This window comes from Paenibacillus sp. CMAA1364, from assembly GCF_054373195.1.
The window spans coordinates 21041-47267 of record NZ_JBITNB010000019.1 but is presented as its reverse complement, the minus strand read 5'-3'; the positions used below and the strand labels follow the sequence as shown (position 1 = coordinate 47267).

The following is a 26227-nucleotide window of genomic DNA, read 5'->3' as shown; positions in this document are numbered from 1 at the left end:
TTATAGAGAGAGGTGACTTTATTGATTAGTGATACTATAGCAGCAATTATCACCGCTGTTGGAGAAGCAGGAATTGCAGTTATCCGTGTAAGTGGTCCAGATGCTATTATAGAAGTCGAGCGAATATTTAAGAGTAAGATCAAATTAACACAAGCTGAATCCCATACGGTTCATTATGGATATATTATAAATCCCAACACGGGAGAACAAATTGAAGAAGTACTCACGACGGTAATGCGGGCACCTCGCTCTTTTACAATGGAGAATGTCGTAGAGATTAGTGCACATGGTGGCGTCATTTCCGTTACACGTGTAATGGATATATTATTGCAACAGAATATTCAACTTGCTGAACCTGGTGAATTTACAAAACGGGCATTTCTAAATGGACGAATTGACTTATCCCAAGCTGAGGCTGTTATTGATCTTATTAGATCCAAATCGGATAGAGCATTCTCCATTGCATTGAAACAAGCCAAAGGTGACTTATCTGAACAAATCAAAAAGCAAAGATTTACCTTAATTGAGACTATGGCTCACATTGAAGTGAATATTGATTATCCAGAGCATGATGTAGAGTCACTAACCTCTTCATTTATTATGGAAAAGTGCAGTACTGTGATGGATGGGATTACAAAGTTATTAAAGACTTCTGAAGAAGGTAAGATTCTGCGTGAAGGAATAACAACAGCTATTGTAGGACGACCGAATGTAGGCAAGTCTTCCTTATTAAATACGTTAGCACATGATAATAAAGCTATTGTAACAGATATCCCTGGAACAACTAGAGATGTCATCGAGGAATTCATTACAATCAATAACATACCGCTGAAGCTATTGGATACGGCAGGTATTCGAGAAACAGTTGATATTGTTGAAAAAATAGGTGTAGAACGATCTAAGAATGCTGTAAATGAGGCAGATCTTATATTGCTTGTACTGGATGCAAGTCAGCCACTTCACGAGGATGAATTGGTATTAATGGAACAAGTCCGTGGTAGACAATGTATCGTAATTATGAATAAAATGGACTTACAACCCATGATCGATATAGATGTAGTGAAACAATACTTCGCTGACGATGCTATCGTTAAGATGTCTGTAAAAGATCAAGAAGGTATTGATACATTAGAGAAAGCTATTTCAACGTTATTCTTTAGTGGGCAATTGGAATCGAACGATTTGACTTATGTGAGTAATGTAAGACATATTGCTTTATTGAAGTTGGCTTATAAGTCATTACAAGATGCTTATGAAGCAGCAGATCAACTCATTCCAATAGATATGATTCAAATTGATGTTCGTTTGGCCTGGGAACAGCTGGGTGAAATTATTGGTGATACAGCAAGCGACTCTTTACTTGATCAAATTTTTTCACAATTCTGTTTAGGTAAATAGCATCAGTGGTAGGTCTTATATAATTATAAATGAATGGGTGAAAATAGATAAAGGGGGTATGACCATGGGCTTTGTTGGAGGAACTTATGATGTAATCGTGATTGGCGCAGGACATGCTGGTGTTGAATCAGGCTTGGCTGCTGCTCGAATGGGTTGTAAGACTTTAATGGTAACGATTAACTTAGATATGGTGGCATTTATGCCTTGTAATCCATCAATTGGTGGACCGGCTAAGGGACATGTTGTTCGTGAAGTGGATGCACTTGGCGGCGAGATGGGAAAGAATATTGATAAGACCTATATTCAAATGAGAATGTTAAACACGGGTAAAGGTCCAGCTGTACATGCCTTACGTGCTCAAGCAGATAAATTCGCCTATCAGCATACGATGAAGGAGACTATTGAAAAGGAACCCAACATCACCTTACGCCAGGCTATGGTAGATGAATTAATTGTTGAGGATGGTCATTGTGTGGGTGTTATTACAAAGACTGGAACGGAGTATCGAGCTAAATCTATCGTGTTAACGACAGGTACTTATCTGCGAGGCAAAGTAATTATGGGTGAGTTAGCATATGAGAGTGGACCCAATAATCAACAACCTTCTGTTAAATTAGCTGAGAATCTACGTGAACTTGGATTTGAACTTACACGATTCAAAACAGGAACTCCGATGCGTGTCCATCGCGATACAATTGACTTCAGTAAGACTGAAATTCAGCCAGGTGATGATAATCCTAAGTTCTTCTCATATGAGACGGAATATGCTGATAATGTGCAACTCCCATGTTGGTTAACGTATACATCTGCTGAAACACAAAACATTATTATGGCTAATCTGGATCGTGCTCCAATGTACTCTGGTCTTATTGAAGGAACAGGACCGCGTTATTGTCCATCCATTGAGGATAAGGTTGTGCGATTTAGTGATAAAGCAAGACATCAGATCTTTTTAGAGCCAGAAGGTAAGAACACAGCAGAATATTATGTTCAAGGATTGTCGACAAGTATGCCTGAAGATGTTCAACTTGCCATGGTACGTTCCGTTGCAGGTCTAGAGAACGCTGAGATTATGAGAAATGGATACGCTATTGAATACGATTCTATGGTACCTACGCAATTATGGCCTTCACTTGAAACGAAGCGAATGCCAGGTCTATTTACAGCGGGTCAAATTAATGGGACATCGGGGTATGAAGAAGCAGCGGCACAGGGTGTTATTGCTGGAATTAACGCTGCGCGTAAGGTACAAGGCAAAGAGCCTATTATCCTAACTCGTTCCCAAGGGTATATAGGTGTATTAATCGATGATCTAGTTACGAAAGGAACGAATGAACCATATCGTCTATTAACATCACTCGCGGAATATCGCTTATTACTGCGTCATGACAATGCAGATTTGCGTCTTACACCGATAGGTCATGAAATAGGATTGATCTCAGACGAAAGATATGAGAAGTTCCTTAGCAAAAAGAAACTAGTTGAACTTGAAATTGAACGATTGGGAATAGAGAAGGCTAGACCTAGCGAGGTAAATACTCTTTTAGAACAATCAGATTCTACTCGCATTCAAGATGGCACTAACATGCTAGCTCTATTGCGTCGACCAGAGATAAATTATAGTCATATTGAACAATTATCACCTTCTCCTTATGAATTAACTAGTGAAATGAAGGATCAAGTTGAAATTCAAATTAAGTATGCTGGTTATATTGAGAAACAAATGTTGCATGTTGAGAAATTACTCAAGATGGAAAAGAAAAAGATGCCGGAGACCATTATATATGAGGAAATCAAGGGATTATCTATTGAAGCCCGTCAGAAGTTAGCCAAGATACGTCCACTCTCAATTGGTCAAGCATCACGTATTGCAGGTGTATCACCTGCGGATATCTCTGTTCTACTTATCTATCTTCAGCATTATAATCGTGTTACTGCGGCAAGGGGTTAGATGATGGATTCTACACAACAACTATTTATGAGTAGGCTGCAACAACACGGTTTAGAATTAAATGAAAATCAGTTGAACCAATTTGAGATATATTTCAATGAGTTAGTAAGTTGGAATGAGAAGATGAACTTGACGGGAATAACAGAGAGAGAACAAGTATATACGAAGCACTTCTATGATTCGGTCTCCTTATCATTCTTTATGGACATGAAGGGTGTAAGAACATTAGCGGATATTGGCTCTGGAGCTGGATTCCCTGGAATCCCACTTAAAATTTGTTTTCCAGATTTAAAACTGACTATTATTGATTCATTGAATAAAAGAATAACGTTCCTTGCGAATATTGTCGAAAAATTGGAGCTTACAGATGTTGAACTGATTCATGGAAGGGCCGAAGAGTGGGGCCATAAGCAAGGGTACAGAGATCATTTCGATATAGTAACTGCTAGAGCGGTGGCAAAGTTAGCTTTACTGAATGAATTCTGCCTGCCATTTGTGCGCGTGAATGGTACTTTTGTTGCCATGAAGGGTAACGACCCGAGCGAAGAGATAATGGAAGCATCATACAGTTTTAAACAATTAAAAGGTAAATTGAATAAAGTCGAGCGATTTGTACTGCCTGTGGAAGATGCTGAACGCCATATTATTTTTGTCGAGAAAAGGTCCTCAACGCCTCAGAAATACCCGAGAAGTCCAGGTGTAGCATCAAAGACTCCCTTGGTATAAAAGAATTATAATGTTTCACGTGAAACATTATGAATATTTTCAGAATATACCCTTATTGTGGGGGTATATTTTTTTTGTAAAAGGTGTTTAATTAACAAATGTAATCTAACGATAGTATAAGCCTACAAATAGCCATAACCTATCAAAAAATAACAATTAATTAAAAATAATGATAAGGTTACAATATGATTATACGATAGAAAGTGATAGAATAGATTAGATAGAACTTACATGTTATTGCATGCGGAAGATTGACTCTTACAAAAAAGTAGAATGTCCATAAACATACAAAGGATACGGAATTGTTACTTTGTATAGTGTTTAGAAGGTACTGCAGACGTCGTGGTGGTAAATGAGTAGGTTAACTCACGAAGAATCAGTACTATTATGAAACTAGGTGGTAATATACGGAATGAAAGAACAATTTTCTAAATTATTTGGCCTAAATGAGCGTAGCAACGGAGATGAAGTTAGACAAATTCCAGTTGGTGATATCGTCTCGAGCCCCTTCCAACCGCGCACTATTTTTGATGATGAGAAATTAGATGAACTATGTCAGACGATTAAGACATTGGGTGTTATTCAACCTATTGTTGTTCGATATCGAAATGATAAGTATGAACTAGTAGCTGGGGAACGTAGATGGAGAGCTGTAACCAAGCTTGGTCTAGAGACGATTCCAGCAATTGTACGAGACTTCAACGATTCACAGGCGGCTTCTATCGCATTAATTGAGAACCTGCAACGTGAAGGGCTGACATCGATAGAAGAGGCTGTAGCTTATCAGAACCTTATCGAATTACATCAATTAACGCAAGAGAGTCTTGCACAACGGCTTGGTAAGAGCCAGTCTACCATTGCTAATAAGGTGAGATTATTACATCTTCCTGAAACAGTAAAGTTAGCGTTAATGGAACGTAAAATTACTGAGCGACATGCACGTGCTTTGCTTGGTCTTCCAACAGAAGAGAAACAATTGAAATTACTCTCTGAGATTATTTCTAAGGAATTGAATGTTAAGCAGACAGAAGCCAGAGTTGCTTATTATAAAGAGTCGACAGAAATTAAGAAGTCAAAACGGATCTCATATTCTAAAGATGTTCGACTTGCATTAAATACAATTAGACAATCCATTGATATGGTTTCTGGATCGGGCATGTCTATTAAGACAACTGAAAAGGATCATGATGATCATTATGAAATTGTAATTCAAATACCCAAAAGATCATAAAACAGCATACTAAATGCATAAAGCGCATTTCATAAACAACATGTTGAGACCAATATATATAGAGGTGAATTAAGTGTCCAAAATTATTGCCATAGCAAATCAGAAGGGCGGGGTTGGAAAGACTACAACATCCGTGAATTTAGGCGCTTGCTTGGCTACGTTAGGCAAGAAGGTACTTCTTGTAGATATAGATCCGCAAGGAAACACAACAAGTGGTGTAGGAATTAATAAGGCTGATGTAGAGAATTGTATTTATGATGTTATTATTAACGAAGTCCACCCAAAGGATGCTATCAACCCTACCAATGTAGAGGGTCTGCATATTATTCCAGCCACTATTCAATTAGCTGGCGCAGAGATAGAATTGGTACCAACCATCTCCAGAGAACAACGACTAAAGAAATCATTGCATTTAGTCAGAGATATGTATGATTATATTCTGATTGATTGCCCGCCTTCTCTTGGAATTCTAACAATCAACTCACTTACAGCAGCCGATTCTGTATTGATACCTATTCAATGTGAATTTTATGCGTTAGAGGGTCTAAGTCAACTGTTGAATTCAATTAGACTTGTTCAGAAGCATCTTAATACTACTCTAAAAATTGAAGGCGTTTTGTTAACGATGTTTGATGCGCGAACGAATCTTGGCATTCAAGTGATCGAAGAAGTGAAGAAGTATTTCCAAGACAAGGTATATCGTACCGTTATCCCAAGAAATGTGCGTTTAAGTGAAGCTCCTTCGCATGGTCAATCTATCATTACGTATGATCCTCGTTCCAAGGGCGCGGAAGTATATCTAGAGTTGGCGAAGGAGTTGATATCATATGAGTAAGCGTCTTGGTAAGGGGTTAGATGCATTAATTCCCTCGCTTTCGATTAATGATGATGACAAAATTGTAGAAATCCCATTAAGTCAATTACGAGCAAACCCGTATCAACCTCGTAAGGAGTTTAAAGAGGAAGCGATCCATGAATTAGCTGAATCTATTCGTCAACACGGTGTTATACAACCTATTATTGTACGAAAGGTTCTAAAAGGCTTTGAGATTATTGCTGGTGAACGCCGATTTAGAGCGTCTCAATATTGTGATAAGGCGACGATTCCAGCAGTAATACGCTCCTTCACGGATCAACAAGTGATGGAGATTGCATTAATTGAGAACTTACAACGAGAGAACCTAAATGCTATGGAGATTGCTGTAGCATACCAAGGATTAATGGAACAGTATTCATTAACACAAGAGGAACTTTCGTTAAAAGTAGGAAAGTCCAGATCTCATATTGCCAATTTTTTGAGGTTATTAGCTTTACCTGAAGAAGTGAAAGATTATGTTTCACGTGGAACATTATCTATGGGCCATGCCAGAGCTATCGTGGGAATTAAAGATACCAATACCATTATAGAATTAGCTAAGCAATGCGTGGATCGTGAGTGGAGCGTCAGAGAATTAGAAGAGACGGTAAAACACTTAGATCGCAAACCCACTGAAATTCAAAAACCAGTGGCTAAGAGAAACGATCCATATATCGAACATGTAGAGGAATCCCTCCGTGATAGATTCAAAACAACCGTGAAAATCAAACACAATAAAGATAAAGGTAAAATCGAATTAAATTATTATAGCAAGCAAGATTTAGAACGTTTGATCGAATTGTTGCAATAGAGACCAAGCATACATGTTGAATGATTGCAGATAACGAAATGATGTAAATGTGGAAAGACGTATCTTGAAATATTCCTATGAGGTAGGAAGGGATATGTTTTTCTGCGTCTTAAGGGGTGGATTCAAATCATATATTTAGATCATGCAGCCACTTCGTGGCCTAAACCATCAGGTGTATTAACTGCCATGCAAATAGCGATGGAGGAATCCGCTGCTAATCCAGGTAGAGGAAGCCATACGATGGCAGTGAAAGCTAGCCGTGTTCTTTTTGAGTGTAGAATGGAATTGGCGAAGTTATTTCGTATTCATAACCCAAATGACATTGCGTTTACTAGCAATACAACTCATGCACTAAACATTGCAATTAAAGGCGTCTTGCGAGAAGGTGATCATGTGATTGCTACCATGGTTGAACATAATTCTGTTCGAAGGCCACTAGAGTATTTAAAGAGAACAAAGGGTATAACAGTTGAGTATATTACGGTTGATGATAAAGGTCAGTTGAATCTTGAGGAGTTAGAATTAGCATTAAGAAGACCCACAAGATTAGTCGTCTGTACACATAGTTCCAATTTGTTAGGAAGTATCCTTCCAGTTGAAAAGATTGGCATGCTTGCACATCAATATGGGGCCTTATTCTTAGTTGATGCCGCACAAAGTGCAGGTATACTTGATATAAATGTGAATCAAATGAATATGGATATGATGGCATTTCCTGGTCATAAGGGATTGCTAGGACCTCAAGGTACGGGTGGGTTGTACATTGCAGCACACATAGACCCTGAGCCACTAATACATGGAGGAACAGGCAGTCAATCAGAAGAGAAGGAACAACCCTCTGTGCGACCAGATCGTTATGAAGCTGGAACACCTAACACGATTGGTATTGCGGGTCTAAAGGTAGGCATACAGCAAGTGGCCGGGCTTACCGTACAGTCAATATATCAACATGAGTGGGATCTTACCCAACAACTTATGGGGGGCTTGATGGATATTCCGGGGATCACGCTGCTAGGGCCGGAGTTAGGTTGTCCACGTACAGGTATCGTTTCATTTGTCCTAGATAACTATGAATCATCGGAAATAGCCTTTCGACTAGATCGTGAATATGATATTGCTGTTCGGGCAGGATTCCATTGTACGCCCTTAGCTCATTATGCTATGCGCACAGATCAAAGTGGGGCAGTACGTGTAAGTGTAGGTGTGAATACGACAGATTGTGAAGTGGACCTTCTGATTAAGGCGATGCAACAAATGTATAGATTGAACCAATAAGTTATATTCTATAATAATTATTAATTTCAAGTCATCGTAAAGGAATGAACATCAATGGCAGATCTCAACGCTTTAATTATGGAACACTTAGCAATATATATTGGAATCATTATTTTTATTGTGTTTGTATTATTAATCTTAATGTTTACCCAACTATTTAAGTTGAATAAGCTACGTCGCAGGTACGAACAGATGATGTCTGGCAATGGTGTCGATAATCTAGAGAGCCTTCTGATTAATTTAAAGATACAACTCGATCGATTAGAAGATGACCATGATCAGCAAAAGAGTATGTTAGAGGACACTGTCCATAAAATACAATGTGTAAAGGGAAATGTCGGTCTGATTAGATATAATGCATTTGAGGAACGAGGAAATGACCTCAGCTTCTCTATAGCAATGATAGATGACCATTCAGATGGTGTTGTTTTAACATCCATCTATAACCGAGATAACTCGTATATTTATGCCAAACCCATTAAACAGGGTGATTCAACACACTCGTTATCAACAGAAGAGAAAAGAGCAATTACTCTTGCAAAGCAAAAATTGCTGAACGGGACTTCCAATCCTTAATTGCTGTGTATAAACTGAATGAAATGATATCAGATAATCGCATAACTAGACTTAATCTAGTGTTCTGCAATACGAAGTATTCCATGAAACCGCCGACGTTAACGATTCCAGTTAAATGGATATCGCCAACAGGCGGCAATTTTTTATTCACGCCAGTTCCAGGAGATAATGGACCATCGATCACCTGGATACAACCAATACTAGTTGATTGTCCCAAACAAGCATCAATAGCGATGACAAATGGCTGATGATAGGTCTTATAAATGTTGGAAATGGAATCTTCTAAGTTAACAGCATGAACAGGATTTTCTAAGGTACCGTAAATGTGAAATAGACGGCTTCTGTAACGAGATAACGAGGTGCCTACAAGTGGACCCAGGCTATCTCCAGTAGAACGATCGGTACCAACACAAATAATAACAATAGGTTGTTCTTCCTTTACCTGTGAAAGATGAAAAAGCAATCGGTGCTTGAGTACTGAATGGATTTCCGGATTGGTATATGGTACTTTTAAACAAGTAGGTTGTTGGTTTGATAACGTTTTGGACAAAGAGTTCATAGTATCTCCCTTTCACTGCTAAATAGTATTATCTAGTATATGGATGGAGAGGGTTAATTATACGTTAGATTCATCGAATCTATTGGATATCCTGAACTTAAGTATTATCATGATGAAATAGGAGCAAATATCAATGGAAGAATACCTCCTTATTGCATTTGATTCTACACAACAAGCTTTGAGAGCTGAGATGTTGCTAGAATATGCAGATATTGAGATCGACTTATTTCCCACGCCAAAAGATGTAACAGCGGGTTGCGCATTATCCATTGTTTTTCCTAGTAATCAGTTGGTTGTAGTACAAGATATTATTGAACAAGAGAAGGTTGAAATAAGGGGCATATTTATGAAAAACAACTTAGATCAATATGAAATCATCCGTGAGTAAGGAGAATAATATTGCCTTATGTAGAATTAAAAAGTGAGAGACTGAGGCTGTCATATTGGAGGCGCTGCAATTGAAGGATAGAATATGGAACTGGTTAAGCGATGTAGACATGTGGACGTCTGTACTCGTTGCAAGTGTAAGATTAATTATTATCTTTTTACTTAGCCGGTTGGTCATTCGCATTGTATACAAAGTAATTGATCGTTCTCTAATTCATCAGGGAAAAAGTAAACTAAGAATGAATTCCCGTAGGTTAATAACAGCAGGTGGCTTATTAAAAGATGTCACATCTGTTATGTGTAACTTCATCCTAATTCTGATTGTATTGGGTGAATTCAATTTTGAATTAGCCCCTTTACTTGCAGGTGCCGGAGTGCTGGGTCTTGCCATAGGATTTGGCGCACAGAGCCTGGTTAAGGATGTTATAACAGGGTTCTTTATTATATTAGAGGATCAGTTCGCGGTCGGTGATGTCATTCAGACAGGTACGTTCAGAGGTACAGTTGAAATGATTGGACTTCGGACGACGAGACTTGTGAGTCACACTGGAGAAGTCTATATTCTACCCAACGGTGGCATAACAACAGTGACTAATTATTCTTTATCTAACGCACTGGCTATCGTAGATATTCCAATGAAGAATGAACATCATGTGGAAGCTACCATTGCATTCATTCAAGAAACATTAAAGGATCTAAATGAACAAAGTATTCAAATGATTGCATCACCAGATGTACTTGGAGTACAAACATTAAATGCAAATGAATTTGTGGTTCGTATCGTAGCGGACTGTTTGCCAAATACTCGTGATGAGGTGGAGCGTCAAATCCAAATGGCCCTAAAGCGTGCTTTTGAACAAACGCCATTAAAAATAGACGCAGAGGAGGGTTAAAGTGGAACGTAAGGTATTTCAATTAGGTGATATCGTACAAATGAAGAAACAGCATCCGTGTGGAAGTAATGAAATGGAGATCATTCGCATGGGTATGGATATTCGAATTAAATGTGTGGGTTGTAAACACAGTGTGCTTGTTCCACGGTTGAAGTTCGAGAAGAATTTGAAGAAGGTTCTTCGTTCCATAGCGCCCTCTACCGATATCACGCAATAAGTTGTCTGTCCAAGCTATGAAAGGTTGCAAATTATTGATGATCACGATATAATAAATTCTGCTGTGGAAAGGTACCCAAGAGGTCCAAGGGGGCTGACTCGAAATCAGTTAGGCGTCGCAAGGCGTGCGTGGGTTCGACTCCCACTCTTTCCGCCATGAATATATTGTAAACAAGGACCCAGTCTACGATATGTAGCCTGGGTCCTTTTGCTTGTAATCCGAAATTTATCTACCAATAATGCGAAAATATAGTGAGTGAAGGGGGAAGTTCATGTTCATGCATTGAACGATCATCGTCTATACGCCATAATGCCAAAGAAGAGTCCGTGAGGACCCTTCTTGTGACCGCGGTACGTGTCGATTTGGAATTCTTAAACATTCACATTTTAAGTGAAACATTAGACTTCCGGTGATTTGTCTGTAACTCAAGAAAAGCTAAACCTAGGCTAATTCTTGCTTATATTTCTCACAGAAACGAATGTCATCCTAATGAAAGGCTGATATCGTTACTGCTTGACCTATATAGTCCAACGGAACCACACCTCTCTCATGCACCGCGTAATTGTATTATGAACAGGTAGGTCCAATGTTATACATCTAAATTGAATGTGTTTAATAATAATTTAATTTAATGGGACTTGCCTTTGTCTTTCATCTTCCATTTGCGGTTCTGGTTCGTCGTATTAGGAAATCGCTCTCCCTTTTGAAGTTTAGCGTGTTTAGGGTTCAAGATAGCTGTATCAATGCCAATCTCCCCGAACTCCATATAGTGTCCATTGTTCGGTGCTTTATCTCCAGTTCTAAATTCTGTATGTTCACCCATGACCTCATCCTCCTTGAATTGTTATTGAATTACCTCATTAGTGTGTGCTCATTACAGATAATCATGTGTCCAATGATTGGAGTGTTAAAGAATAGACTTGCAGTTAGTATAGGAATCAGATATAATGTTTAGGTGCGAGTTAAAGCTCGTTCCTTGCTCCTGACATTTGATCGGGGGCCGTGAGTCCATGAGGAGGTGAAAATATATGCGCAAATATGAAGTGATGTACATTATTCGTCCTGACATCGAGCAGGATGCAGTCACAGCTGCAGTCGAAAAATTCCAAGGCATCATCTCCAATGGTGGAGAAATTACAAAGCATGATGTAATGGGTAAACGCCGTCTTGCGTATGAGATTAAGAAATTTAATGATGGTACTTTTGTTCTAGTTAACTTCAACGGTACACCTGAAGTAATTAACGAACTTGAGCGTCTTATGAAAATTTCTGACGATATTATTCGTTATCTCATTACTAATGACGTAGCTTAATTCATTTGCGGTTTTGTAATTAAATCGCTTGAGGGAGGGGACTTAAATTGTTGAATCGTGTCATTCTGATCGGCCGATTAACGAAGGATCCAGAATTGCGCTACACTCCTACAGGAGTAGCTGTAACGCAATTTACGCTTGCTGTAGATAGACCATTTACGGCTCAAGGCGGGGAACGCGAGGCGGATTTCATTCCGATCGTAACCTGGAGACAACTTGCCGAGACTTGTGCCAACTATTTGCGTAAAGGCCGTCTGACGGCAGTAGAAGGACGCATTCAAGTTCGGAATTATGAGAATAACGAAGGTAAACGTGTATACGTTACTGAGGTTATTGCTGATAATGTTCGTTTCTTGGAGTCATCCAACCGCGAAGGCGGTAGTGGTGGAGGTAGTAGTGCAACGCGTGAAGAACCTTCTTATGGAGGCGAGGGACGCGGTAATCAAACCTCGCGCAATAAAAACAACATTCAAGATCCTTTTTCCGATGACGGAAAACCGATAGATATATCGGATGATGATTTGCCATTTTAATTATGGAAAGGACTGACTAGCATGGCTTTTAAACCAAGAGAATCTTCTGATAACGATAAGAGACCGGCACGCCGTGGCGGACGTAATAAACGTAAAAAGGTATGTTTCTTTACTGCTAATAAAATTACTCACATTGATTATAAAGATATTGATTTGCTTAAGAAGTTTGTTAGCGAACGCGGTAAGATCTTGCCACGTCGTGTAACAGGCACTAGCGCTAAATACCAACGTGCTTTGACAATAGCTATTAAACGCTCACGTCAAATCGCATTGATGCCTTATACTACTGAATAGTAGTATATTGCATGTTATAAGAAGAGGTAGCTATTAACGTAGCTACCTCTTCTTTATGTTTAATTTAATAGACTAATACAATCAATAGGATGGAGGCGAAATAAGGCATAATAAAATGTATACCCTTACAAAAAAGAGTTGACGAAAGATCCTATAAGATTGTATGATTACATAAATTTAACATTAAAGGTAAGTTGCAACGCTATTATTGACCATTGGTTTATTATGCATTACAGCTTTAATACGTTATCGCGATATTGCGTATATGTAATGGGGCAGATCATATGACATCATGAAAAACATCTATAGAAGTCTGGATTTACTAATTCAAGATGACTCTAGGAGGTTGATCATTTAAAATGTATCCTTTTTTCTGGATTGTAACATGGTTATAGTTCTTAAATAATCTATAGGGGGATTTACTTTGAAGAAGAAACTGTCAAGTATGATGCTAATGATGTTAATAATGATGATGATAATTTCAGCTTGCTCCGGAGGGAATACAGCTGAGCCTACAAAGGACACGCCGCCAGCTGCGACGAATGAGACTACACCTGAAGTACCAACGGAACCAACAGCAAACGACGAGGGAAAGAATGATGGGGTATTCCCAGCTAGTGACAAGTCACTTAACCCGGCACAAGCATTAAACCGTGCGGACACTTTCATTGTAGGTATGCCAGCACCGAATGGTACCTTCAATCCATTGTTCTGGTCGACTGCTTATGATAGATATGTTGTTGAAACCCTATTTGATAGTTTCCTTCAAGTCCAAGGAGATGGTACTTATAAGGAGAACCTTGCTGAAAGTATTGATGTCTCTGAAGATGGACTGAAATATACATTTGTATTGAAATCAGGTGTGAAATATAGTGATGGAACACCAGTTACAGTGAACGATTATCTATTCGCTCTTAAGGTCCTTCATGATCCTACATATGATGGAGAGTCTGATATTCTGTCATTGAAAATTGCTGGTGGGCAGGACTTTTTTGATGGAAAAGCTAAAGATATCTCTGGTGTTAAAGTCACAAATGATAATACCATTGAAATCAATGTAACTGAGAAAACGGCATTAACCAAAGACTCATTGGGTGATATTTCATTCATGCCAGAAGCGTACTACGGCAAAGGGTATAAGTTCGGTAAGCTAGATTCCATTAAGGAACTAAACGATAAGCCCGTTGGTAGTGGTAAATATGTTCTGAAGAGTTATGCGGCAGGGCAAGAGGTTGTGTTTGAAGCGAATCAGGATTACTTCAAAGGAGCTCCAAAGATTAAGAACTTAATCTTCAAAGCAACAACAGAGGATACGAAGCTAGCGATGTTACAAGCTGGTGAGATCGATATGGATATGATTACAGTTAATGAGGATAACGTTGAGGAATTGCAATCCTTAGGATTCCTAGATGTACACATTTACCCGACAAATGGTTATGGATACGTTGCGTTTAATCATAAATTAGATAAATTTGCTGATGTAAAAGTGCGTCAAGCACTTACCATCGGTCTGAATCGTGCAGAAATCGTTGAAGGTATCTATGGTAAGTACGCTGATGTAATTAACGTTCCTGAATCTAAAGTGGGCTGGGCGTACACAGAAGAGGGGGTTGAAACGTATGACTTTGATCTCACGAAGGCGGCATCACTTCTGGATGAAGCAGGTTGGGTAGTTGGATCAAGTGGTGTTCGTGAGAAAGACGGTAAGAAGCTTAAAATTGAGTTCTCTGCAACAGCAGATAATCCAGTTGTAGATGCATTGCTTCCGATTATGACAAAGAACTATAAAGAGTTAGGTATTGAGATTTCTGCAGAGACGCTTGATTTCAATGCGATTATGGCTAAGAAGGATTCGGGGAATTTCGAAATGTTCTTCGCAGCTTGGGGCTTGACTCCTGATCCAGATAATACCGTGTATATTACAGATGGTTCACAAAATGATATTGGTTACACCAATGCTAAAGTGGATGAGTTAATGAAGAAAGGTAAGTCTGAACTAGATCAAGAGAAACGTAAATTAATTTATAAGGAAATGTATCAAGAGCTCAATGCGGACCTACCTTATATCTACATGTACCAAAGAAGAGATATGTGGGCAGTTAACGCTAGAGTTAAAGGGTTCGATTTAACCCCGTATAAGAACTTTACGAATAGCTTAGACACAATAGAAATTGCAAAGTAATAATAAAAGTAAGATGAAATGAATAATAGTAGATATGCTCAGCCTATGTGGGCTGGGCATATCCCATTATAAAGGCAGGAGGAATTATATGAAGCAGTACATATTCCGAAGACTACTACAAATGATCCCTACACTCATTGGTATCACGATGATTGTATTTGCGATATCACGGTTGGTACCAGGGGATTATATTACAGCTAAAGCTTCTCCTAATATGACTGCAGCCAAAGAAGCCCAACTACGCGAGATATACGGACTAGATAAGCCGGTGGCAAAGGCTTATATAGATTGGGTAGGAAATATGGCAATGGGTGATATGGGTGAATCCTTACAACATAAGAAACCTGTCACGAAGGTCATCAACACGTATGTTTGGAATTCGGTTATTATTGCATTTACAAGTCTTATATTGAGTTGGATTATAGCTATATTTGCTGGTGTGTTCTCAGCGAAATTCCAGCATTCATTCATGGATAAGATGATTACGCTATTCATATTCATATCCATGTCGTTACCCTCATTCTTCATAGGACTCCTATTAATATTAATAGTTAGTCTAAATCTTGGGATTACCCCCGTAGGCGGTATGACCACAGCAGGACTTGGGGCTACGGGATGGGACCATATCATGGATGTAGCTCATCATATGCTTCTCCCCACTATTGTGTTGACGATGATTAGTACGGGCAGTCTGACACGTTACTTCCGCACCTCGATGCTCGATGTCATCCGTCAGGATTATATAAGAACAGCACGTGCTAAAGGTCTCAAGGAACGGACTGTTATTTTCAAACATGCTTTGCGTAATGCCATGATTCCGGCAATAACCTTACTAGGATTTGAACTTCCTGCGTTGTTCGGGGGTGCAATTATATTGGAGAAGGTATTCATTTGGCCGGGTATTGGGCAAGTGTACTTAGGATCCATCAGTATGAGAGATTATCCATTCATGCTAGGGTTCATTGTATTCCTTGCGGTGCTGACACTACTAGGGAATTTACTATCGGATGTTTTATACGGCGTGGCAGATCCAAGAATTCGCTTAAAGTAGGGGGAGATTCATTTGTCGGTAAATACAGCACAATTAGAAACAAAGGCACAAGTTCAAAACAAAGCACCTTCTTCTCCTTGGCGAGTAGCGATGCACCGCTTTGTGAAGAATCGATTAGCATTAATGGGGTTGATTTTACTCGTTTTTATGTTTTTACTTAGCTTTGTAGGTCCGCTGTTCTCCCCCTATACAGTAGAAGATTATAGCATTGCCGATAAGAATCTCTCACCACGAGCAGAACATTGGTTAGGAACCGATAAGCTAGGAAGAGATATTCTGTTAAGGGTCATGCTTGCAGGGAGAATCTCCTTGACTGTTGGATTGGTAGCTACCTCCATATCGGTTACGATTGGGGCAACATTAGGCGCTATCTCAGGCTTTTATCGTAAATGGGTAGATGTCATTATCATGCGTATTGCCGATATATTTATGGCACTACCAACACTACCTATTCTAATTATTCTGGGTGCCGTTCTATCCGATCTAAAGGTGGACTCTAGTCATCGAATTTATTTCCTTATGCTCATTATTGGTGTGTTGGGTTGGACAGGATTATCACGACTGGTTCGTGGACAGATATTATCTCTTCGAGAAATGGAATTTATGCAAGCGACGGAAGCGTTAGGGTTACGTGATCGTCGTAAAATATTTCGTCATTTGATTCCTAACGTCGTTCCCATCATTATTGTGTCAGCAACGTTAGGTGTAGCAGGTGCAATCCTAGCTGAATCCGCATTAAGTTATCTGGGGCTTGGTGTAGTGCCTCCAACACCATCATGGGGGAATATGATCTCAGCAGCCAATAATATGATCGATTTTCGTAAAAGACCATGGCTATGGGTTCCTCCAGGTGTATGTATACTTACAACAGTGGTTGCAATTAACCTTATCGGAGAGGGCCTTCGTGATGCCCTGGATCCAAAAATGAAGAAATAGGGCATACGGATGCTTAAGATAGGAGATGCGATATGGCTAAAGTATTAGTAGAATTTCGTAATTTAAAAACGCATTTTCATACGTCAGAAGGAATTGTAAAGGCAGTCGATGATGTAAGCTTTACAATCCGTGAAGGTGAGACGGTGGGTGTCGTTGGTGAATCAGGATGTGGTAAAAGCGTTACAGCCATGTCTTTAATGCGTTTAGTTGAAATGCCACCGGGAAAGATAGCTGGTGGGGAAATCCTATTTGAAGGTAAAGATGTCTTAAAGATGAGCAAGCGTGAGATGAGCTTCATTCGAGGCAACGAGATTTCCATGATCTTTCAAGAACCGATGTCTTCTCTTAATCCAGTATTAACGATTGGTGAGCAAATTACGGAGCCTATTATGCTTCATCTAAGCATGAATCGTAAGAATGCTAGGTTGAAGGCAATTGAACTGATAGATATAGTCGGTATTTCACGTCCAGACAAAATCTATGAATCGTATCCACATGAATTAAGTGGAGGTATGCGTCAAAGAGTTATGATCGCGATCGCTCTTGGTTGTAACCCTAAGTTACTTATTGCTGACGAGCCAACGACAGCGCTCGATGTAACCATACAAGCACAAATATTGGATCTAATGCGTGATATTAAGGACAAACTTAAGACGTCTATTATGCTGATTACCCATGACTTGGGTGTTGTAGCTGAGATGGCTGACTATGTAGTGGTGATGTATGCTGGAAAAGTGATTGAAGAGGCGCCTGTGATAGAATTGTTTAAAGAGCCGAAGCATCCATATACGCAAGGACTCCTCAAAGCAAAGCCGATAATGAATAAAGAGCAGGATCGGTTATATTCTATACCTGGTCAGGTTCCCAATCCAGTAGACTTAGCAGACAATTGCCACTTCCATGAACGCTGTGAGTTCGCTATGGATATCTGCAGAGCGCAGCAACCACCGTATCACTCCCATGCCAATGCCAATCATAAAGTAGCTTGCTGGTTATATGAAGAAAGGGGTGAAGTACAATGAGCCAACCATTACTAGAAGTGGATCAACTTAAGAAGTACTTCCCCATATCGGGTGGCGTATTCTCTCGAACGGTGGGCCACGTTAAGGCGGTTGATGATGTCTCCTTTCATATTAATAAGGGAGAGTCGCTTGGTCTTGTAGGGGAGTCCGGTTGTGGAAAGAGTACGATAGGGCGTACAATTCTTCGTTTACAAGAGAAGACTGCGGGAACGGTGTTATTCAAAGGAGAAGATATTTACAATCTACCAAAGGATAAATTGCGTAATCTTAGACCGAAGATCCAAATCATCTTTCAAGATCCCTACAGTTCGCTAAATCCAAGAATTAAAGTCGGTGACGCGATAGGTGAGGCTCTGTTAGATCATGGATTGGTTAAACGTTCTGAACTTAAAGAACGCGTTCTGGAGACTATGAATATCTGTGGGTTATCTAGCTATCACTATAACCGCTATCCCCATGAATTCTCTGGTGGTCAGCGGCAACGTATAGGTATTGCACGTGCACTTATTATGAATCCAGAATTTATCGTTGCGGATGAACCTGTATCGGCTCTGGATGTATCTATTCAGGCGCAAATCATTAACTTACTTAGTGATCTACAGCGCGATAAAGGCCTTACTTATTTATTTATCTCCCATGACCTAAGTGTTGTAGAGCATCTGTGTGATCGTGTCGGCGTGATGTATCTTGGATCAATGGTTGAGATGGCTCCTAAAAGAGAACTGTTCAGAAATCCGCTACATCCCTATACCAAGGCCTTGATGTCAGCAATACCGATTCCTGATCCGACATTGAAGAGGGACCGAATTGTTCTGAAGGGCGACATACCTAGTCCAGCCAATCCTCCTTCGGGTTGTAAATTCCATACCCGATGTCCCATCGCAGCGGATATTTGCAAACAGCAAAACCCGGAATATCGCTTAGTAGGTATTGAGCACTTCGTTGCTTGCCATTTCGTTTGATATATAATGAACACATGGCAAGGATATAAATAAAACCGACAGAGGAAAATTCCCTGGTCGGTTTTTTTGTCTGATCAAGTTGTAAAGATTAGGGCAATTGTGATTTTCCAGTTTCATTTTATCTATATTAAGTTTACAATAGTTTGGTATGCACACGAATTAGCTTTCAATGACACAAGATAAGAAGGAACATAAATATGGATGTAAGAACAAAAAAAATTGCAATCATGGCCACGATATTATTGCTGATTATTGTTGGAACATTTACCTTTCGGAAATCTTTGGCTGTGCTAGCCTTTGACCTATTTCTATCGGATCAAGTAGAGAGTACGTTGGAAGATAAATCATATAAACCGCTGAAAGAGGATGTTACCACGCCAAGGATTGAGCCGATTGCGGTTCAGAGTAAGCCATTCTCTGTGTTACTATTAGGTGTAGACCAACGTGATAATGAACCTGCTCGTTCAGACACGATGATTTATGCAGTAGTTCGGCCAAAGGAATCAAGAATATTGTTGATATCCATCCCACGGGATACCTACACAGAGATTGTAGGTAGGGGGAAGAAGGATAAGATTAACCACTCGTATGCTTTTGGCGGACAACAGATGGCTAAAGACACCATGGAGATGCTACTAGATCATTCGATTGATTATTATACAACCATTAACTTCATTGGATTAAGAGATGCTGTAGATGCGTTGGGTGGCATTGAGCTTCCAATTCAAAAGGATATCGTAAACAAGGCCTTCGATCATGAGAAGTTCACGATTAAAGCTAACCAGTACGTGTATAACGGTACAGATGCATTAAATTATGTACGGTATCGTGAAGACAGTGACTTCAATCGCACAAAGAGACAACAAGTATTCCTAGATCAAGTGGCTAAGAAAATGATGAATGTGAACCAAGTGACTAATATTCCTAAGTTGTTAGATATTATGGGAACTAATCTTCAGACCAATATGCAACCGAAGTTCATCATTGATCTAGCCAAACAGCTGTTAACTGGAAGTGATGTACAAATCTCAAGTTACACAGTGATGGGCGAGGATATGCGTAGGAATGGAGTCTACTACGAGAAAGCCAACGAAGATGATCTTCAATTTGCACAAGACTTAATTGATAATTGGATGAGTAACCAGACAACCAGTCACGCATTGTTGATGCCAGAGGATCAGCAAACGACAAGTAAATGATTTCAATCAGCAGCCCCACCGAGTAGGGCTGCTGATTTAGCCTCTATTGGAACATTTGATTAATATAAACGTATAAGTAGTGTGAACATTGTACCAAGATCAGGGAGGATCACATCATTATGAACATTGCATTTTTTCTGCTTCCTAAACAAGAAGTAGTATGCTTGACTGTTGAATCAACATTAAGGCAGACCTTAGAACGGATGGAATATCATCGGTATACTTCTGTACCTATGTTAGAGAACAATGGGGTCTATGCTGGAACTATTACAGAAGGTGACTTACTATGGTATATGAAGAACTCTGAGGGGAAGGTTACGTTTGAGAATTCCTCAAAGATCCTATTGAAGGATATACCTATAAAGATGAGTAACAAGACAGTCTCAATCAATTCCAACATGGAAGATTTAATTAATTTAGCTAAAGTCCAGAACTTTGTACCTGTAGTGGATGATATGAATCGTTTCATTGGTATTGTTCGCCGCAGTCAGATCATTGAGTATTGCGAGAAGTTTGTATCCAAGGATTCGGTCGAAGTTAATCATGTCTGAGTTGTGATAAAGGTTGCTACCAAGGGCTTTTAGTGTAGAAAAATAAGGTTTGTGATATAATCAAGAATAAAGCTTTTTCTGGGAGGTTAACGTGTCCAATATGCCTAAAGATTTAGATGTCGCCAAACGTGCTAAAGTGATTGAATGGCTAAAGACAGAAGTAGTAGACCATGTATCCCGATTATTTAAAGCGCTATGGGAAGGTAGTACAGCACGAGTTGGTGATAGCATAGCTAGCTTGATTATGAGCTCCTATATTCTAGGGCGAAGGCTAGGTGTACCCTACCGAGAGATTGACGAGTTGTTAATTGACAAACTTAAAAAACATAAGCAAGAAGGACATCAATTGGAGGAGTGGTACCAAGATATCTCCACACTTGAAGAGCACTTGCGTAAGAGGTGAGCCCATTGAAGTTGAACTGGAAACCGTTAGCATGGACGGGTGTTTACTTGCTCCTAATTCTTTCTTTGCTAACTAATTTATCGATGATAACGGCATTCCTTTTGATTGTGCCGACGATTGTATTATTTAATATGTTAAGTACAAAAGGTTTCTTACTCCATGTGATTCCAGTCTGGCTTGTTGCCCTTCTGATTCACCCGGTTTATTTACTGTTAGCCTTGTACTTTGTTATTCCGTCCATTTTTATGGGCAGATGTTTCAAAAGACGGGCATCAGCAATCCGAACGATTGTTGTTGGTGGTGCAACGATTCTCACAGAAATGCTAGTAATTCTTTTTATGGGTACAGTCTTATTCCAATTCGATCTATCTGGGTATATTCAAGATGTCGTGAATGTTACGATGGGACCCCTTCAAGATATGTTAGCGAATAGCACTATTTCAACAGACCTTCAGTTGACGGATGAGAATATGAACATGTTAATGGAAATGACCGTACAAAGGATACCTTCGGCATTGATCATAAGCTCATTTGTGATGTCCTTGATTGCCTATGCCATTGTCCGTCCTATTCTGACAAGTATGGGTCACACCACATCTAGACTTGCCCCTGCGAGGGAGTGGAGATTACCTAAATCATTGATATGGTACTATTTACTTGGGGTCATTATTGAAATGATTGCACTGAATTCAGATAGTGGGTATCTAACAATGATTTCAGCCAATCTCGTTCCCGTGCTAAATGTATTGTTCTGTATTCAAGCGATAGGCTTTTTCTTCTTTTTGTCACATAGCCGCAAATGGCATGTCGTGGTTCCCTTTCTAATCGCCATTCCTGTCATATTATTTCCGTTTATGGCCATTGTGGGTATTATAGATATTGCATTTCCATTGCGTCAGTTAGTGACTAAACCAAAAGGATAAGGTGGGAAGTCATGCCTAAATTTCTAGAGAAACGTTGGCACGGCTACAATAGCGTATTGGCTTTCATGCTACTATTGCTGCTTGTTATTTTTGTATCGTGGTACAATTGGCCACTTGGAATAGTCTGTATGTGTATTGTGGGTATTCTAAGCTATATGATGTTGAAAAGAGAAATGGCATTTCGCAGAAATCTACTTGAATATATAAATGGTCTTTCTTTCCGAATTAAGCGGGTAGAAGCAGAAGCTGTCAGCATGTTGCCGTTCGGTATTATATTGTACAGTGAGGATCGTATCATTGAATGGAATAACCGGTATGTGGGCGATATATTTAAACGTAAGTCAATGATTGGAACGCCATTGCAGGAACTCTTTCCTCAATTCATCGATACCCTTGGAGAAAAGAAAGAGAACAGTAAGGAATCTCATCATAAAGAACATCAGGTGGAATTACAGCATGAGGATCGGTATTATCAGCTCATTCTTATTCCGGATGAAAGGCTTATCTATTTACATGATATTACGGAACTTGCCGGACTTCGATCTCGGTATGGTGATGAGAGGTTAGCTATAGGCTTAATATCGTTGGATAACCTGGATGAGGCTTCACAAGGCATGGATGACCAACAACGGACATCACTTATCGCTAAAGTAGCGAATGAGATAACGTTCTGGGCAAAGACATATGATGTATATCTTAGACGGCTTTCTTCAGATCGCTATCTTATGATGTTAAACTATAAATCACTGCAAGAATTAGAAAAGAGCAGATTCGTCATCCTAGACGAAGTTCGTGAGATGACCGCTGATCTGAAGGTACCAATGACCTTAAGTGTTGGACTCGCCTTTGGTCCGGTTAATATATCCGAATTGGGTGAACTTGCTCAATCAAGCTTGGATATGGCTCTAGGACGTGGAGGTGATCAAGCTGCGGTCAAAGCTGGCAAACGCTTGTCCTTCTATGGAGGTAAATCGAATGCAGTGGAGAAGCGGACTCGTGTTCGTGCAAGGGTGATTGCACATGCGCTTCGGGATCTCATGCAAGAAAGTGATAAAGTATTTATTATGGGTCATAAGTTGCCCGATATGGATGTCATAGGGGCATCCATCGGAGTGCTCAAAGCAGCTCAGATGTATAATGTAGAAGCCTATATTGTGTTATCTGGTAATAACCCTTCTATTGAACGTATGTTAGTACAAGTAGAGAAGGACGAGAGCTTAGTTGAACGATTTATCACACCAGAGCAAGCCTTGCAAATGTTAACGGGTCATAGCTTGTTGGTTGTTGTAGATACGCATAAGGCATCTATGACGATGGAGCCAAAGCTCGTTCAAAATGCTTCTCGCGTTGTTGTGGTCGATCATCATCGTCGGGGTGAAGAATTTATTAATGAAGCTGTTCTTGTCTATATGGAACCTTACGCATCTTCAGCAAGTGAATTAGTGACAGAGTTATTGCAGTATATCCATGAGAAGATACAACTTACGCCCATTGAGGCAACCATGCTATTAGCTGGTATTATTGTAGATACGAAACACTTTGCACTTCATACAGGTTCACGCACATTTGAAGCAGCAGGATTCTTACGACGTAGTGGCGCGGATACAGCAATGATTCAAAGAATGCTCAAGGAAGATCTTCAAGAGTACCTGGCTAAGGCGGAGATCATTAAAAAGGTAAAGATGGTGCATCAACAGATTGCACTTGCGGTAACGGAGCCGAATGTAGTTATTTCGCAATTATTAATTGCACAAGTGGCAGATACGCTCCTGACCATGACGGGTGTAGTAGCCTCATTTGTGATAAGCGAACGACCGGATGGACTAATCGGAGTTAGTGCTCGTTCGCTAGGTCGAATGAATGTGCAAGTCGTGATGGAAATGCTAGGTGGAGGAGGTCACTTAACGAATGCAGCTGTGCAACTAAAGTGTACCGTTTCGGAAGCTGAACATAAACTCATGGAAGTGTTGGATCAAATTAAAGAGAAAGAGGGTTTGTTTGAATGAAGGTCATCTTTGTAAAAGATATAAAGGGTCAAGCAAAAAAGGGAGACGTCAAGGAAGTATCTGAAGGGTATGCAGCCAACTTTCTTTTCCCACGCGGGTTAGCACGTCCAGCAACAGATGGCAATATGAAGACGCTAGATAATCAGAATTCGGCTGAAGAGAAACGTAAACAACAAGAGAAGGATGAAGCGTTAGCTCTTGGGAAGAAGCTTGAGGAAATGACCATTGAACTAGTAGCAAAAGCTGGTGAGGGTGGTCGTCTGTTCGGTGCTATTACCAGTAAGCAGATTGCTGAGGCGATGGCGAAAAAGGGTGTAAAGATTGATAAGCGCAAAATTGAGTTAGGTGAACCTATTCGACAGTTAGGTGTCACACCGATTCCTGTGAAGCTACATCCAGAAGTAAAAGCAACACTTAAGGTTCTTGTTGTGGAGGGCTAAAATGGGCGGAGAGCAGTTCTATGATCGGATTCCGCCTCAGAACCTAGAGGCAGAGCAAGCTGTGATTGGTGCTATATTATTGCAGGATGAAGCTCTAATTACCGCTATGGAACGGGTAAATACGGAAGACTTCTATGATAAGCCACATCAATTAATCTTTGAAGCGATGTTACAGTTGGGTGAGGATAATGAACCAATCGACTTAGTCACGCTAACGTCATTGTTACAAGATCGCGGTCAATTAGAGGATATTGGTGGTGTGAGTTATTTAGCTAGATTAGCTCATTCCGTACCTACGGCAGCCAATGTAGAATATTACGCGCAGATTATCGAGGAGAAGTCCATGCTGCGCCGTTTAATTCGTACAGCAACGCAGATTGTTAGCGAGGGATATACTGGCGGGGAAGACGTCTCTGGTATGCTTGGTGATGCAGAGCGCAAGATATTGGAGATCTCCAATCGACGTAGCGGGAGCGGATTCGTACTGATTCGTGATGTATTGATGGAAGTGTTCGATCGTGTTGAGATGCTACACGAGAATAAGGGCGGCACCTCAGGAGTACCAACAGGTTTTGTTGATCTAGACAAAATGACGAATGGATTCCAGAAGAATGACCTTATTATCGTAGCAGCAAGACCTTCTGTAGGTAAGACCGCTTTTGCATTAAACATTGCTCAGAATGTGGCAGTTCGGGCGAAAGAGACTGTAGCTATATTCAGTCTAGAGATGTCCGCGCCACAGCTAGTGCAGCGGATGATCTGTGCGGAAGCCAATTTGGATGCCAATGCCATGCGTACAGGGGAATTCAAAGATGATGATTGGGCAAAACTCACGATGGGCATATCCTCTCTTTCCGAAGCGCAGATCTATATCGACGATACCCCGGGTATCACGGTTGCAGATATACGTTCGAAATGTCGTCGGCTGAAGAAGGAGAATGGACTGGGAATGATCGTTATTGATTATCTTCAGCTCATTCACGGCCGTGGCAAATCTGGGGAGAATCGTCAGCAGGAAGTATCTGAGATCTCAAGGACGTTGAAACAGATCGCACGTGAGCTAGAAGTGCCAGTAGTGGCACTATCACAGTTAAGTCGCGGAGTAGAGCAACGACAAGATAAACGACCGATGATGAGTGATTTGCGGGAATCAGGTTCCATTGAGCAAGATGCGGATATTGTATCTTTCTTATATCGAGACGATTACTATAATCAGGATTCTGAGAAGAAGAATATCATTGAGATCATCATTGCCAAGCAACGTAATGGACCTGTAGGAACCGTAGAGCTCGTGTTTCTCAAGAACTTCAATAAATTTGTTAATTATGAAGGTGCTCAGACAGATCCTTTTTAACGAAACATAAGATAATAAATAAGGAATCTGTATTTTCCACCATAATACTGCTTAAAAGGCGAACAATCAGGTCTAATGCGACTTGATTGTTCGCCTTTATATTTGACACACAAATAATGTACTGTTAAAATATTGTTGTTACTTTAGTGTAATACAGTGTATGGGATACCTACTCTTG

Annotated in this window: 28 protein-coding genes and 1 tRNA gene; 27 read left to right on the top strand and 2 right to left on the bottom strand. The window is 40.0% G+C overall.

Going from position 1 to position 26227, the window contains the following annotated elements; all coding sequences use genetic code 11:
• Positions 1–21 precede the first annotated feature (21 nt).
• From mnmE to ACH8E3_RS11790, 8 genes are all read left to right on the top strand, one after another.
• Positions 22–1398, top strand: coding sequence for a tRNA uridine-5-carboxymethylaminomethyl(34) synthesis GTPase MnmE (gene mnmE / locus ACH8E3_RS11825; protein ID WP_458632843.1), 1377 nt, complete (start codon positions 22–24; stop codon positions 1396–1398).
• A gap of 64 nt (positions 1399–1462) precedes the next feature.
• Positions 1463–3349 carry a tRNA uridine-5-carboxymethylaminomethyl(34) synthesis enzyme MnmG gene (gene mnmG / locus ACH8E3_RS11820; protein WP_458632842.1) on the top strand — a complete coding sequence of 629 codons (1887 nt, stop codon included), beginning with the start codon at positions 1463–1465 and terminating at the stop codon, positions 3347–3349.
• Between the two features lie 3 nt (positions 3350–3352).
• Positions 3353–4075, top strand: coding sequence for a 16S rRNA (guanine(527)-N(7))-methyltransferase RsmG (gene rsmG / locus ACH8E3_RS11815; RefSeq protein ID WP_458632860.1), 723 nt, complete (start codon positions 3353–3355; stop codon positions 4073–4075).
• 412 nt (positions 4076–4487) lie between these two features.
• Entirely contained in the window at positions 4488–5306 is an 819-nt protein-coding gene (gene noc / locus ACH8E3_RS11810; RefSeq protein WP_458632841.1) for a nucleoid occlusion protein, read from the top strand.
• Positions 5307–5379: 73 nt separating this feature from the next.
• Entirely contained in the window at positions 5380–6141 is a 762-nt protein-coding gene (locus ACH8E3_RS11805; RefSeq protein WP_458632840.1) for a ParA family protein, read from the top strand.
• On the top strand, positions 6134–6973 hold the full coding sequence (locus ACH8E3_RS11800) for a ParB/RepB/Spo0J family partition protein (protein ID WP_458632839.1): 840 nt from the start codon (positions 6134–6136) through the stop codon (positions 6971–6973). Before ACH8E3_RS11805 ends, ACH8E3_RS11800 begins: the two co-directional genes overlap by 8 nt.
• Positions 6974–7093: 120 nt before the next feature.
• A complete protein-coding gene (locus ACH8E3_RS11795) occupies positions 7094–8248 on the top strand; it encodes an aminotransferase class V-fold PLP-dependent enzyme (RefSeq protein WP_458632859.1) in 1155 nt (384 codons plus the stop codon).
• A gap of 54 nt (positions 8249–8302) precedes the next feature.
• The gene (locus tag ACH8E3_RS11790) at positions 8303–8824 is read left to right on the top strand and encodes a DUF4446 family protein (protein WP_458632838.1); all 522 of its coding nucleotides are present in this window, start codon (positions 8303–8305) and stop codon (positions 8822–8824) included.
• Here ACH8E3_RS11790 and yyaC read toward each other — a convergent pair.
• The gene (gene yyaC / locus ACH8E3_RS11785; protein WP_458632837.1) at positions 8778–9383 is read right to left on the bottom strand and encodes a spore protease YyaC; all 606 of its coding nucleotides are present in this window, start codon (positions 9381–9383) and stop codon (positions 8778–8780) included. The genes ACH8E3_RS11790 and yyaC overlap by 47 nt on opposite strands.
• A gap of 133 nt (positions 9384–9516) precedes the next feature.
• Here yyaC and ACH8E3_RS11780 point away from each other — a divergent pair, with 133 nt between their 5' ends.
• From ACH8E3_RS11780 to ACH8E3_RS11765, 4 genes are all read left to right on the top strand, one after another.
• Entirely contained in the window at positions 9517–9771 is a 255-nt protein-coding gene (locus tag ACH8E3_RS11780; protein ID WP_458632836.1) for a DUF3343 domain-containing protein, read from the top strand.
• Positions 9772–9841: 70 nt separating this feature from the next.
• Positions 9842–10663: a mechanosensitive ion channel family protein gene (locus ACH8E3_RS11775; RefSeq protein ID WP_458632835.1), complete on the top strand. Its 822-nt coding sequence runs from the start codon at positions 9842–9844 to the stop codon at positions 10661–10663.
• Position 10664: 1 nt separating this feature from the next.
• Positions 10665–10880 carry a DUF951 domain-containing protein gene (locus ACH8E3_RS11770; protein WP_458632834.1) on the top strand — a complete coding sequence of 72 codons (216 nt, stop codon included), beginning with the start codon at positions 10665–10667 and terminating at the stop codon, positions 10878–10880.
• A 65-nt stretch (positions 10881–10945) separates the two neighbouring features.
• Positions 10946–11036 (top strand) — tRNA-Ser (locus ACH8E3_RS11765).
• A 472-nt stretch (positions 11037–11508) separates the two neighbouring features.
• Here ACH8E3_RS11765 and ACH8E3_RS11760 read toward each other — a convergent pair.
• Positions 11509–11703 carry a YjzC family protein gene (locus tag ACH8E3_RS11760; RefSeq protein WP_458632833.1) on the bottom strand — a complete coding sequence of 65 codons (195 nt, stop codon included), beginning with the start codon at positions 11701–11703 and terminating at the stop codon, positions 11509–11511.
• A gap of 205 nt (positions 11704–11908) precedes the next feature.
• Between ACH8E3_RS11760 and rpsF the strand changes: the two genes are divergently transcribed.
• The 15 genes from rpsF (at position 11909) to dnaB (ending at position 26049) form a co-directional block, all read left to right on the top strand.
• The gene (rpsF, locus tag ACH8E3_RS11755) at positions 11909–12193 is read left to right on the top strand and encodes a 30S ribosomal protein S6 (protein ID WP_458632832.1); all 285 of its coding nucleotides are present in this window, start codon (positions 11909–11911) and stop codon (positions 12191–12193) included.
• A gap of 47 nt (positions 12194–12240) precedes the next feature.
• Positions 12241–12726, top strand: coding sequence for a single-stranded DNA-binding protein (ssb, locus tag ACH8E3_RS11750; protein ID WP_458632831.1), 486 nt, complete (start codon positions 12241–12243; stop codon positions 12724–12726).
• A gap of 21 nt (positions 12727–12747) precedes the next feature.
• The gene (gene rpsR / locus ACH8E3_RS11745; RefSeq protein ID WP_458632830.1) at positions 12748–13020 is read left to right on the top strand and encodes a 30S ribosomal protein S18; all 273 of its coding nucleotides are present in this window, start codon (positions 12748–12750) and stop codon (positions 13018–13020) included.
• 424 nt (positions 13021–13444) lie between these two features.
• Positions 13445–15202: an ABC transporter substrate-binding protein gene (locus ACH8E3_RS11740; protein ID WP_458632829.1), complete on the top strand. Its 1758-nt coding sequence runs from the start codon at positions 13445–13447 to the stop codon at positions 15200–15202.
• Positions 15203–15290: 88 nt separating this feature from the next.
• On the top strand, positions 15291–16253 hold the full coding sequence (locus tag ACH8E3_RS11735) for an ABC transporter permease (protein ID WP_458632828.1): 963 nt from the start codon (positions 15291–15293) through the stop codon (positions 16251–16253).
• 12 nt (positions 16254–16265) lie between these two features.
• Entirely contained in the window at positions 16266–17189 is a 924-nt protein-coding gene (gene opp4C, locus ACH8E3_RS11730) for an oligopeptide ABC transporter permease (RefSeq protein WP_458632827.1), read from the top strand.
• A gap of 32 nt (positions 17190–17221) precedes the next feature.
• Positions 17222–18211 carry an ABC transporter ATP-binding protein gene (locus ACH8E3_RS11725; protein WP_458632826.1) on the top strand — a complete coding sequence of 330 codons (990 nt, stop codon included), beginning with the start codon at positions 17222–17224 and terminating at the stop codon, positions 18209–18211.
• Entirely contained in the window at positions 18208–19173 is a 966-nt protein-coding gene (locus tag ACH8E3_RS11720; protein ID WP_458632825.1) for an ABC transporter ATP-binding protein, read from the top strand. The genes ACH8E3_RS11725 and ACH8E3_RS11720 overlap by 4 nt, the downstream gene beginning before the upstream one ends.
• A 197-nt stretch (positions 19174–19370) precedes the next feature.
• Positions 19371–20372: an LCP family protein gene (locus ACH8E3_RS11715; protein WP_458632824.1), complete on the top strand. Its 1002-nt coding sequence runs from the start codon at positions 19371–19373 to the stop codon at positions 20370–20372.
• A 119-nt stretch (positions 20373–20491) separates the two neighbouring features.
• Positions 20492–20923, top strand: coding sequence for a CBS domain-containing protein (locus ACH8E3_RS11710; protein WP_458632823.1), 432 nt, complete (start codon positions 20492–20494; stop codon positions 20921–20923).
• Between the two features lie 100 nt (positions 20924–21023).
• Complete coding sequence (locus ACH8E3_RS11705; protein WP_458632858.1) at positions 21024–21326, top strand: MazG-like family protein; 303 nt, start codon at positions 21024–21026, stop codon at positions 21324–21326.
• A gap of 5 nt (positions 21327–21331) precedes the next feature.
• Positions 21332–22249 carry a DUF2232 domain-containing protein gene (locus ACH8E3_RS11700; protein WP_458632822.1) on the top strand — a complete coding sequence of 306 codons (918 nt, stop codon included), beginning with the start codon at positions 21332–21334 and terminating at the stop codon, positions 22247–22249.
• An 11-nt stretch (positions 22250–22260) separates the two neighbouring features.
• A complete protein-coding gene (locus tag ACH8E3_RS11695; RefSeq protein ID WP_458632821.1) occupies positions 22261–24255 on the top strand; it encodes a DHH family phosphoesterase in 1995 nt (664 codons plus the stop codon).
• Positions 24252–24695 (top strand): 50S ribosomal protein L9, encoded by a 444-nt coding sequence (rplI, locus tag ACH8E3_RS11690; protein WP_458632820.1) that lies wholly within the window; start codon positions 24252–24254, stop codon positions 24693–24695. The genes ACH8E3_RS11695 and rplI overlap by 4 nt, the downstream gene beginning before the upstream one ends.
• A gap of 1 nt (position 24696) precedes the next feature.
• On the top strand, positions 24697–26049 hold the full coding sequence (gene dnaB / locus ACH8E3_RS11685) for a replicative DNA helicase (protein WP_458632819.1): 1353 nt from the start codon (positions 24697–24699) through the stop codon (positions 26047–26049).
• Positions 26050–26227 lie beyond the last annotated feature (178 nt).

Bases quoted from the DNA above. Each gene is read 5' to 3' on its own strand.
- ACH8E3_RS11780 (WP_458632836.1), top strand. From the start codon at position 9,517: ATGGAAGAATACCTCCTTATTGCATTTGATTCTACACAACAAGCTTTG.
- ACH8E3_RS11720 (WP_458632825.1), top strand. From the start codon at position 18,208: ATGAGCCAACCATTACTAGAAGTGGATCAACTTAAGAAGTACTTCCCC.
- ACH8E3_RS11725 (WP_458632826.1), top strand. From the start codon at position 17,222: ATGGCTAAAGTATTAGTAGAATTTCGTAATTTAAAAACGCATTTTCAT.
- ACH8E3_RS11695 (WP_458632821.1), top strand. From the start codon at position 22,261: ATGCCTAAATTTCTAGAGAAACGTTGGCACGGCTACAATAGCGTATTG.
- ACH8E3_RS11800 (WP_458632839.1), top strand. From the start codon at position 6,134: ATGAGTAAGCGTCTTGGTAAGGGGTTAGATGCATTAATTCCCTCGCTT.
- mnmG (WP_458632842.1), top strand. From the start codon at position 1,463: ATGGGCTTTGTTGGAGGAACTTATGATGTAATCGTGATTGGCGCAGGA.
- ACH8E3_RS11710 (WP_458632823.1), top strand. From the start codon at position 20,492: ATGAACATTGCATTTTTTCTGCTTCCTAAACAAGAAGTAGTATGCTTG.
- rpsF (WP_458632832.1), top strand. From the start codon at position 11,909: ATGCGCAAATATGAAGTGATGTACATTATTCGTCCTGACATCGAGCAG.
- ACH8E3_RS11735 (WP_458632828.1), top strand. From the start codon at position 15,291: ATGAAGCAGTACATATTCCGAAGACTACTACAAATGATCCCTACACTC.
- noc (WP_458632841.1), top strand. From the start codon at position 4,488: ATGAAAGAACAATTTTCTAAATTATTTGGCCTAAATGAGCGTAGCAAC.
- ACH8E3_RS11760 (WP_458632833.1), bottom strand. From the start codon at position 11,703: ATGGGTGAACATACAGAATTTAGAACTGGAGATAAAGCACCGAACAAT.
- rsmG (WP_458632860.1), top strand. From the start codon at position 3,353: ATGGATTCTACACAACAACTATTTATGAGTAGGCTGCAACAACACGGT.
- yyaC (WP_458632837.1), bottom strand. From the start codon at position 9,383: ATGAACTCTTTGTCCAAAACGTTATCAAACCAACAACCTACTTGTTTA.
- ACH8E3_RS11790 (WP_458632838.1), top strand. From the start codon at position 8,303: ATGGCAGATCTCAACGCTTTAATTATGGAACACTTAGCAATATATATT.
- rplI (WP_458632820.1), top strand. From the start codon at position 24,252: ATGAAGGTCATCTTTGTAAAAGATATAAAGGGTCAAGCAAAAAAGGGA.
- ACH8E3_RS11715 (WP_458632824.1), top strand. From the start codon at position 19,371: ATGGATGTAAGAACAAAAAAAATTGCAATCATGGCCACGATATTATTG.
- rpsR (WP_458632830.1), top strand. From the start codon at position 12,748: ATGGCTTTTAAACCAAGAGAATCTTCTGATAACGATAAGAGACCGGCA.
- dnaB (WP_458632819.1), top strand. From the start codon at position 24,697: ATGGGCGGAGAGCAGTTCTATGATCGGATTCCGCCTCAGAACCTAGAG.
- ACH8E3_RS11705 (WP_458632858.1), top strand. From the start codon at position 21,024: ATGCCTAAAGATTTAGATGTCGCCAAACGTGCTAAAGTGATTGAATGG.